9 protein-coding genes are annotated in these 8,184 nt (G+C 40.6%); 5 read left to right on the top strand and 4 right to left on the bottom strand.

Annotated elements, in window-relative coordinates; genetic code table 11:
• The first annotated feature begins 76 nt into the window (after positions 1-76).
• Both LC608_RS10945 and LC608_RS10950 read left to right on the top strand, forming a co-directional pair.
• Positions 77-727 (top strand): hypothetical protein, encoded by a 651-nt coding sequence (locus LC608_RS10945; protein ID WP_229553550.1) that lies wholly within the window; start codon positions 77-79, stop codon positions 725-727.
• 112 nt (positions 728-839) lie between these two features.
• The gene (locus tag LC608_RS10950; protein WP_229553575.1) at positions 840-1,247 is read left to right on the top strand and encodes a hypothetical protein; all 408 of its coding nucleotides are present in this window, start codon (positions 840-842) and stop codon (positions 1,245-1,247) included.
• A gap of 29 nt (positions 1,248-1,276) precedes the next feature.
• Here the strand turns inward: LC608_RS10950 and LC608_RS10955 are convergent, their stop codons facing one another.
• Positions 1,277-1,798 (bottom strand): adenylate kinase, encoded by a 522-nt coding sequence (locus LC608_RS10955; RefSeq protein ID WP_229553551.1) that lies wholly within the window; start codon positions 1,796-1,798, stop codon positions 1,277-1,279.
• A 384-nt stretch (positions 1,799-2,182) separates the two neighbouring features.
• On the opposite strand from LC608_RS10955, the gene LC608_RS10960 reads away from it, so the two are divergent.
• Entirely contained in the window at positions 2,183-2,956 is a 774-nt protein-coding gene (locus LC608_RS10960; protein ID WP_229553552.1) for a hypothetical protein, read from the top strand.
• A gap of 151 nt (positions 2,957-3,107) precedes the next feature.
• Here LC608_RS10960 and LC608_RS10965 read toward each other — a convergent pair whose 3' ends face one another.
• Together LC608_RS10965 and LC608_RS10970 are read right to left on the bottom strand one after the other, a co-directional pair.
• Positions 3,108-3,881, bottom strand: coding sequence for an SDR family oxidoreductase (locus LC608_RS10965; protein ID WP_229553553.1), 774 nt, complete (start codon positions 3,879-3,881; stop codon positions 3,108-3,110).
• Positions 3,882-4,132: 251 nt separating this feature from the next.
• Complete coding sequence (locus LC608_RS10970; protein WP_229553554.1) at positions 4,133-4,972, bottom strand: nuclear transport factor 2 family protein; 840 nt, start codon at positions 4,970-4,972, stop codon at positions 4,133-4,135.
• A gap of 85 nt (positions 4,973-5,057) precedes the next feature.
• Here LC608_RS10970 and murG point away from each other — a divergent pair, with 85 nt between their 5' ends.
• Together murG and LC608_RS10980 are read left to right on the top strand one after the other, a co-directional pair.
• The gene (gene murG / locus LC608_RS10975; RefSeq protein WP_229553555.1) at positions 5,058-6,131 is read left to right on the top strand and encodes an undecaprenyldiphospho-muramoylpentapeptide beta-N-acetylglucosaminyltransferase; all 1,074 of its coding nucleotides are present in this window, start codon (positions 5,058-5,060) and stop codon (positions 6,129-6,131) included.
• 38 nt (positions 6,132-6,169) lie between these two features.
• The gene (locus LC608_RS10980; RefSeq protein ID WP_229553556.1) at positions 6,170-7,510 is read left to right on the top strand and encodes a hypothetical protein; all 1,341 of its coding nucleotides are present in this window, start codon (positions 6,170-6,172) and stop codon (positions 7,508-7,510) included.
• A 26-nt stretch (positions 7,511-7,536) separates the two neighbouring features.
• On the opposite strand, the gene LC608_RS10985 is transcribed toward LC608_RS10980, so the two are convergent.
• Positions 7,537-7,902, bottom strand: a complete 366-nt coding sequence (locus LC608_RS10985) for a VOC family protein (RefSeq protein WP_229553557.1) — start codon at positions 7,900-7,902, stop codon at positions 7,537-7,539.
• Positions 7,903-8,184 lie beyond the last annotated feature (282 nt).

Below are 8,184 nucleotides of genomic sequence, written 5' to 3' on the forward strand. Positions count from 1 at the left end.
CTTTGTTACGGATACCTGATGCTTGACTCCTCCAGTACAATTTATGGACTAGAGGGGTACAAATCTGAAAGTAATCATGGAAAAAAGTCAGAGTGTACAGCGCGAGCCAACCCAACTTAGAAGGGCTACTCCAGAGCTGACAAACAGAAAATCGAGATTAAAACAAAGCTCGAACGTTCTGATATATCTGGTTGCACATCATCCTTGGCTATTGTTAACTGGGTGTTTAGCCATGTTTATAGGAGGTGGTGCCTTTGCCCTGTATAGCTTAGGTAATGCTGGACAGGTAACACAAGAAGAACCAGAAAAAATCCCGGTTATAGTTGAAGAACCAATCAATGCGCCCTCTGAGAATAGTAATCCTACACCTTTGTGGATGGTGGCTGCGATCGTCCTCAGCTGTGGTAGTGGTTGCTTGCTCATTTTCCGAATGCTCAACCGGACAAAGCAACCGCAAAAAGTCCAAAAACTGGTTAACCGTCATCAGGCACGTTTAGCACAGAACCATTACCAAAGATTGGAACCTCGCCTTCCCAAGAACCAGCCAATCTTTGTGCCACAGTCACAACTGATGCCCGTTATGCAGGCGCGACCTAAAACAAAACATTTGGTGACAGTTCTGCCAGCAGAACACAAGCACCACTTGGATACGCGCACAGAATCTTTAGCAGACTTAATGGATCTTCGTAAAGATAGTTCATTGTCTGCAATTTTACGCCAGTCTTAAATTTTCGTAAAGCAAAAACCTGTCAAAATAATATTTTTTGCGAATTAAGGCACGGTTATACCGTGCCTTTACTATGATAAAAATGAAAATAGTAGATCAGGCAGTGAATAATATTGTGCGGTTAGTTTTGACAGCAATATTGCTGGTGCTGGTGACAGGTTGTGGCAGTATCGGACTGTTACCGACTAGTGAGTTAGTGCAAAAAGCGATCGCACTTGGGCTAGAGCAAACTCAACAAAAACTTAGCCAGCAGTTGGATTTAGATTTTCAAGGATTTGAAATCAAGCGGCTATCAATTACCCAGGAACAACCCCTAACGATTGAAAATTTACCAGCTTTCCACGTTCGGGGAACCTACGACCTAATTCTAAAGCTACCAAAACGGCACTTGACGCAACCAAAAAAACCTTTTGATCTTTACCTGCAAATTCAGCAAGAAGGCAAAACCTGGCGATTGCTACTTCCAGAAAAAGGTAGTAAAGATACTCAATCAATTTGGCGTAGCTATCTCATCCAATAGAGACGGGGAACAGTAAATAAGTAACAAAGTTAGTCTCCTGCATCAATTAATTCAAAAAATTGCGAAATTTGTTTAGTCGAGCGAATGTGATAAACATTTTTGATGCTTTTAGCCTGCTCGATATACTCACGATATTTTGGGGTTAAATATTTGTCACACAACCAAAGCACGCGGTAGCTAGTAAGTGAACTCTTTAATATTGGACTATTGGAGGGCCAACCTTCTGGCGGTTTAAAGTAACCTGTGATTAGTCGTTTAGTTACCCACCATCCATGCACATATAGCGGTAAATCGACAAAAACCAGAGTATCTGCCTCGTCAAGTCGTAGCCAGAGAGTTTCCATGCAACCAAACCCATCAATAATCCATCGGTCAGTAACTAGAATTTGCTCATGGGCGTGCTTATAATCTTCATGTGGAACCTCAGCGCCTCCTGATTGATATTTAATCTTGTCCAAGACGTAAAGTGGCAAACCAGTGATTTGAGATAATCTCTTGCTTAGAGTTGATTTTCCGCCTCCAGCATTGCCAAACACCGCTACTTTTTTCATGGCCACTCTCCTTTTAGTGCAATCAAGTGAAATTTGGCACAAGCTTGTCACGAAAGAATAAAAGTTTTAACTATATTACTTTTATACTACAAAATGTGTTCCTAGAATATTTTACTACCGGGACTTAAACATTTTTTAGGCATAAAAAAGACTCAAACCTTGAAATTGGTTCATTTTATTTATATATGTGCAACTAAAAAAACCATCACAATCACGTTTTTTGCTACTTTTGTTAAAAGGGTAGCAAAAATAATTAACTTAATTGACGTAGCTCCTTCATTGACAAACTCGTGTGTGCAAATAGAAAAACCATCACAATCATTCCCGTATAACTGCTGGGGCATAGCCATGATCGAGGTATAGTTTCACCGGAGACAGGGCAAAATGTATATCAACTTTTTCATCAGTTCCATTGCTGGAATTGTAATTGTGGTGCTAACAGCTTTTGGTTTACTGCAATGGTTGCACATCCCTGCTGGTAACTTTCTTGATTGGGTAATTGGTGGTGCAAGCTTTTGGTGGCTGTTGGTAATTGTTACCGTCCCGTGGAATGTGCATTTTCAAGCTAAAGAAGTCTTAGCAGAAGCAGCACAATCTAAAGAGAAAGGAATCCCAGTCGATGAGAAACAAGTAAAGTATGTCACTGTGTTAGCAAAGCGATCGCTCTGGGTTGCCATTGCTTTACACTTATTCTCAGCCGTTGGTCTTTATGCTCTTGCTGCCACTGGTATTAGTACAGTTGGATATATAAGTTCTGGTGCAGCTTTGTTATTAACAATTCTGCGTCCAGCGATTCGAGCTTATGAGTATTTATATGCGCGGTTAGCGATGATTCGCCAAGAATGGAAGTATCCGCGCGAAGATATTGTTGAACTGCGCGATCGCCTCTCCATATTGGAACAAAAAATCCAGTCATTCGAGGAGCAACTCAACCCAGAACAATCTTACTCATTACCCGCAACTCAACAACGCTTTGCCGAAGAAACTCGTAAAGATTTAGCTCGAATTGCTGCTAACTTAGAAGAATTACGGGCGACAAATCAAACCGAACATGAGCGTTTGGCAAGAGAAGCACGAACTGCGATCGCACAACTTTCCACCGACGGACAATTTCTCGATCATGTCCGTGAAATTATTCGATTTTTTAAGACCGCTTAATTATTATTTATCAAAAAAAATCAGGAGTCAGAATACCCTTTCAGGGAAACAAGCTACAGAATTTAATTCTGTACGAGTGGCGGGTCTGAATCCCCCACTCAGGATTACTGATGCTTACTCGAAGTATTGATTTTGACTTCTGAATTCTTCTTCAAGTTCGCCGATTAACTAGGGTAGCGCTAGCTTGGTCAACAGGCATCAGCACAACTTCATTAATATTGACATGGGGCGATCGCGTCACACAGAAAAATATCACATCAGCCACATCATCTGCTGTCAGAGGTTTAACTCCCTGGTAGACTTTGTTGGCTCGTTCAGCATCTCCGTGAAAGCGCACATTGCTAAATTCGGTTTCTACCATACCAGGGTCAACGGAAGTTACACGTACCCGCGTTCCCAACAAGTCTTGTTTTAAACCTTCAGAAATTGCCCTCACAGCAGCTTTGGTAGCACAGTAGACATTACCACCGGGATAGGTTTGATGTCCAGCAATGGAACCTAAATTTACCACATGACCGCGATCGCGACTCACCATTCTCGGAACAACATAGCGGGACACGTAAAGTAAACCCTTAACGTTAGTATCAATCATGTCTTCCCAGTCTTGAAAACTGCCTTCGTGCAACTTGTCTAAACCACGACTTAGACCAGCATTGTTGATGAGAATGTCGATGTCAGACCAGGCGGACGGTAGAGTAGAAATGGCTTCTTCTACAGCATTGCGATCGCGCACATCTAGCTGTAATAAATGAATTTCAATACCAAATTCTTTAACGAGAGTATCTGCTAGCTGCTGCAAACGTTCCAGTCGTCGTGCCGCTAGGATTAGTTTTGCACCCGCACCAGCGAAGATTCTCGCGCAAGCAGTACCAATACCACTACTTGCACCAGTTATTAAAATGATTTGATTTTCTAGCGAAGTCATTAGGATAGTTAGGAGTGAGGAGTTAATAGTTATGAATTACGTTTAATGTGAATTAAGTCTTGAAACCCTTGTAATTTCGTAGGTAGTCCCAAAATAATGATTTGGAGCGAATCTAGAAACCCTTATGGGATAAGAAATGTTTTTAATTTACATCAGGCGGGAATTATGAATTAATACAAGTTTCATAGTTCATAATTTATCATCACTCGTCTATAACTCCTAACTCCTAACTCCTAACTCCTAACTCCTAACTATTTCTTCACCACTCGCAGGCGCTGAGTTACCATCGTCATCCCATTACCCCGCAGGATAACAGCAGAAACCCACTGGCTACCAGGGATAGATGGTGCTTGTGCGGTTTTAAACAGTCCGCCAGATGTCAGTAATTCCAAATCCACGGATGTGGGGTTGAGAAATTTATCTGCTTGTATGGGTTCCTCTAGCGCCGTTCCTAGTAGAAAATCATCACCAAGTGGCTCTTGAACGATCGCATCAAAACTATACTTTTGACCAACCACCACCTGCTGTGGTAATTTAATATCAATTTGGGGCGGCTTGTTGCCAGAGCTAAGTTGGGTGCGTTCTGACAAAATGTCTTGGCGGACTATTTTTCCGCCTACAATGCGCTGACGTGATTTAATTGTGGCATTGAGAGTCGAATTATTATTGTTAGCGGAAGGTAAGCCAGTTATCTTCGTTTCAGTTTCCGCAATAATTGCATTACCTTCAGGTTTTGAAGATAGCAGTTTTGTAGTGTATTGCAATTTGGGATATCGTTGCCAAAGTGAAGTCAAAGATTTTTCCAGGGTTTGCAGGTTTAATCCATCCCCATGAGTGAAATTAGGGCTGTAGAATTGCAACACCCCTTTGACATCGCCCCGACTAGCGGCTGCATCAACTTGTGTCAACAGGTTTTTCACATCGGCTGGTGCATTTTGAGCTGTACCAGCTTGAACTAACTGTTGTGGTGTCGCCGCTTGAGTGCGTTGCCAACCACTTGTTAAACCAAGGGTTAGCAGGAATGAAACTAGCCAGATACTAGCTGGAAATCTGAGTTGTCGTCTCAATAAAGCGGTAATAATTTTTGTCATTGGTTAAGAGTTTACTGATTTGATGAGAGAAAGTAAGGAAATTGTTTTATCTTAGTTAAGCTAGACGCTAAACGGTAGAGGTTTGATGGCAAACGCACCGATACGATTATTAATAGCTGCCAGTGGGACTGGTGGACATTTGTTTCCAGCGATCGCACTGGCACAAAAATTGCCAGATTATCAAATCGAATGGCTGGGAGTACCCAATCGGCTAGAAACTGAACTTGTCCCTAAAGAGTATCCCTTGAATACTATTGCAGTTGAAGGGTTTCAGCAAGGGTTTGGACTCTCCTCGATTCGTATTTTGGGTAAACTGGCTGGTTCGATTATAGAAGTCAGACGAATTTTAAAGCAGGGAAATTTTCAAGGGGTATTTACCACAGGGGGTTACATTGCTGGGCCAGCCGTCATTGCGGCGCGTTCCCTCGGTTTACCCGTGGTTTTTCACGAATCTAACGCAATACCTGGTAAAGTAACTCGCTTTTTTGGCCCTTTGTGTAGTGCGGTAGCCTTGGGATTTGAAGTAGCTGCTAAGTATTTGCCTCGTGCTAAAAATGTTTGCGTTGGTACTCCAGTTAGATCGCAATTCCTGGATGGGGCAATTGATGCACCCCTGGATTTAGCTATTCCTGATGGTGTTCCTTTAATTGTCGTATTTGGTGGTAGCCAGGGCGCAGTTGCGGTTAATAAGTTGGTGCGTGAATCTGCAAACGCTTGGTTTGATGCTGGTGCTTATGTAGTACATTTAACTGGCGATCGCGATCCAGAAGCAGATAGTCTCAAACATCCACAGTACATAGTCTTACCTTTTTACAACAATATGGCAGCATTGTTGCAACGAGCTACTCTAGCCATTAGTCGTTCTGGTGCTGGTAGCTTGACAGAATTAGCAGTGTGTGGAACGCCAGCAATTTTGATTCCTTACCCCTTTGCTGCTGAAGACCATCAATCTTATAATGCAGACGTATTTACTTCGTCTGGTGCGGCGTTAACACTGAAGCAATCAGAGTTGACGGCACAAATATTGCAAAGTAATGTGTTGAATTTGTTGCAATCACCAGATGAATTAGCAAAGATGGGAGAGAAAGCTCATGCGATCGCAGTTCCTGATAGTGCTGATAAGTTGGCGCAGTTAGTGCGTGAAGTGATAGAAATATAACCTTGATTATTTAGCATTAAAAATTTATTTTCCCAGTTATGAATATCTTATCCAACCAAAAATTTCGCTTCACAATAGGTTGTGCTGCCTTATTGATTGTCGGTTTAGCCAGTAGCCATGTATATACTAAGTCAAAAACTAAACAGCTAGCCCAACAAGATCAGTTTTTTACTCAGCAAGAAAATTTTAACCCACTTGAATCACAGATTTCTTTCACCTCAAATGAAGTTTCTGAGCAACTTGATTTGAGATTTAAAAATTCTTTAATCACTCAACAAACATCTGATGATATAGGCAAGGAAAATGCCTTTTCATCTCAACATAATTTGTTAGCCGCATCTGCGCCTTATCCAGTTGTCGATGAGTTCAAAAAATACAAATTTAACATTAATGGCAGCCAGGTTATTAGTCCAGTTAAACTGCCAAGTAGTAAGGTCAACTTCAATCAAAAAGATTTATTAACCGTTCTTGTTAATACTAGAAAATATTTTCAAGATTATAGTTCAGAAGACCCAGATATTCTGCGTACAGGAATTCTTGCTACTCAAGGGGTTACTGTGCCAGATGTTCTCAAGACCTTAGATTTCATGATTGTTGTCTTAAAGGAGGATATTGCTAATAATCGAGCTACTCGTTTACAAGACCCCAAGTTTATCAATTCCAATTTCCGAGTTATTAAATGGACTGCATATAATCCAAAAGATAAAAAACAAAAGCAATTAAGAATTACCAAATATGCAGTATTTACTCACTCCGGCTCTCGCAAAAAAAGTTCTACTTTTAATACACCAATTTATAGCTTAAAAGATAACTCTAATAAAAATACTTTCTACACCAAATACACAAAGCAGGATGTTTTGTCTGGTATTTATGAACCAGGCGGAAAAGAATTTGGAAAAGTTAAAAGTCTCGCTTATCTAACTAGAACTGGGTTAGAAGAAGCATTGATGCAAGGAACCATCTTAATTAACTTTACAGATGGTTATAGGGCATTTTTTAATGTAGATAGAAATAATGGAATGTCTTATATTCGCGGATTAAAGGCGACAGCCCAAAAGCGTTATTGGTATTTTAGAGAGGTTGATGCCATTAAAGGCTATGGATACAAAATAGATGCAAAAATTTCTATTAAACCAGGAGTAACCTTTGCTGGAGATGTGCTGAATATTGGTTTAGGTAGAGTGATTATTATTGAGCATACTAAAGGTGGCCGCAAACATTTGCAAATGGGGGTTATGGCTGATACAGGGGGAGCTTTTTTACCCAATCTTTATCAACTCGATTTTTTGGCAGGTATTTTTAAGAGTCAAAAAGAATTTAGGCAGAATATCAGCCAATTGCCGGAATACGCTACAGCATATTTTTTAGTAAAGAAGTAATGCATTGACTTGATATCATCAAAAATCTATGCACGGGTCAACAATTCTAAGTTGTGACCATCGTAGTCATAGAAATAGAAGCCACGACCTTGGTTCCAGTAGTTAATTTGTCCTTTATTTTTATGCATGGGGTCGCTACTGTATTCAATACCTGCCTCTTTCACACGAGCAAAAATTGCATCAAATTCTTCATCACTGACATGGAACGCATAATGATGTTGCTCGAACGCTTCAGCGTCGGCGAAGTCGAGCGTCAGTGAATCATTTATATGTACAGCAGCGAAGTGATCAACGGGAACCTCGACCTCTAAACCAAAAATCTTTGCAAAGAACCTCGCCGATGCCTGTTTATTATGTGCGGGCACTATGGTGTGATTTAGAGTAATTGTCATCTCACACCTCTCCTCCTAATTTTGGTAGTAGTTGATCTCAACTCTCTATTCAGAGTGGATAACAACAATCTTCCTTTCTATTTTATCTTTTGGGCGCTGACACCAGCAGAAACCTATTATATAAGAAAAGCTAATAACGCATATAAGCTTTACTAAAGTAATAAAACTTGATTAAATTTTGTAAAGCATTGTAAAGTACATTCACAGGCAAAAACAAACCAGCCTGATTATAAAATAACTAACCGCACTTATAAAACCATGACAGCAACCTTACAACAGCGC

Source organism: Nostoc sp. XA010 (assembly GCF_020829625.1).
Classification (GTDB): Bacteria; Cyanobacteriota; Cyanobacteriia; order Cyanobacteriales; family Nostocaceae; genus Nostoc.

Excerpts from the sequence above, each read along its gene's own strand:
- LC608_RS10945 (WP_229553550.1), top strand. The coding sequence starts at position 77 with ATGGAAAAAAGTCAGAGTGTACAGCGCGAGCCAACCCAACTTAGAAGG.
- LC608_RS10955 (WP_229553551.1), bottom strand. The coding sequence starts at position 1,798 with ATGAAAAAAGTAGCGGTGTTTGGCAATGCTGGAGGCGGAAAATCAACT.
- LC608_RS10960 (WP_229553552.1), top strand. The coding sequence starts at position 2,183 with ATGTATATCAACTTTTTCATCAGTTCCATTGCTGGAATTGTAATTGTG.
- LC608_RS10965 (WP_229553553.1), bottom strand. The coding sequence starts at position 3,881 with ATGACTTCGCTAGAAAATCAAATCATTTTAATAACTGGTGCAAGTAGT.
- LC608_RS10970 (WP_229553554.1), bottom strand. The coding sequence starts at position 4,972 with ATGACAAAAATTATTACCGCTTTATTGAGACGACAACTCAGATTTCCA.
- murG (WP_229553555.1), top strand. The coding sequence starts at position 5,058 with ATGGCAAACGCACCGATACGATTATTAATAGCTGCCAGTGGGACTGGT.
- LC608_RS10980 (WP_229553556.1), top strand. The coding sequence starts at position 6,170 with ATGAATATCTTATCCAACCAAAAATTTCGCTTCACAATAGGTTGTGCT.
- LC608_RS10985 (WP_229553557.1), bottom strand. The coding sequence starts at position 7,902 with ATGACAATTACTCTAAATCACACCATAGTGCCCGCACATAATAAACAG.